The organism is Oleiphilus sp. HI0086 (assembly GCF_001635225.1).
Genome location: NZ_LWFZ01001286.1, coordinates 1 through 1,069, shown reverse-complemented (window position 1 = coordinate 1,069; position 1,069 = coordinate 1). Strand labels below are relative to the sequence as shown.

At 48.1% G+C, this 1,069-nt stretch carries 1 protein-coding gene; it reads right to left on the bottom strand.

Translation table 11 applies throughout. From position 1 onward, the window contains the following. Positions 1-981, bottom strand: a 981-nt coding sequence (gene gltA / locus A3756_RS22150; protein WP_068554667.1) for a citrate synthase, incomplete at its 3' end; no start/stop codon positions are given. Positions 982-1,069 lie beyond the last annotated feature (88 nt).

Below are 1,069 nucleotides of genomic sequence, written 5' to 3'. Positions count from 1 at the left end.
ACCAAGAACTTCTTCGCATGTTTCGCGCATAACTTTGGCGCGAGGGTCGAAGTTTTTGTATACGCGGTGACCGAAGCCCATCAGACGGAATGGGTCGTTCTTGTCTTTCGCTTTGGCAACGTATTCATCGATGCGAGATACGTCACCGATTTCGTTAAGCATTGTTAGTACAGCTTCGTTTGCGCCGCCGTGAGCAGGGCCCCAAAGTGCAGCGATGCCAGAAGCGATACAGGCAAATGGGTTGGCGCCAGTTGAGCCGGCTAGGCGGACAGTTGATGTTGATGCATTCTGCTCATGGTCAGCATGAAGCATGAAGATCTTGTCCATTGCCTTTGAGATGGCTGGGTCAAACTTAACATCGCCAGCTGGCGTGCTGAACATCATGTGCAGGAAGTTTTCTGCATAATCCAAGTCATTGTTTGGATACATGAAAGGCTGGCCGATTGAGTACTTGTAGCACATCGCTGCAATGGTCGGCATTTTAGCTACAAGGCGGAAGCCTGCTATTTCACGGTGTTCTTCGTCAGAGATGTCCATCGTATCGTGGTAGAACGCTGAAAGAGCACCAACGACGCCGCACATGATCGCCATCGGGTGAGCGTCTCTTCGGAAGCCCTTAAAGAATTGGTTAACTTGATCGTGAACCATTGTGTGGTTGCGAACAGTTTTTCTGAAATGTTCGTTTTCTTCTGCTGTCGGAAGTTCTCCGTGCAAAAGTAGGTGGCATAGTTCAAGGTAGTCTGAATTTTCAGCTAGCTGTTCTATTGGGTAGCCTCTGTGAAGAAGTACACCTTTGCCGCCATCAATGTAGGTGATTTTAGATTCGCATGCCGCAGTGGACACGAATCCAGGGTCATAAGTAAAGACACCTTCTGATACTAGGCCTCGTACATCTATTACATCTGGGCCGACAGAGCCAGAATAAATTGGTAAATCGATGGTTTTCCCATCAACCGATAACTGAGCTTTTTTATCAGTCATGGTGCTCTCCTGTTGCTGAGATAGAGTAAGCCAAGCGTAGCTGCTGCTTAATAGGTAAAAAGCTTGCGGCCAGTTGGCGACTTAAAAG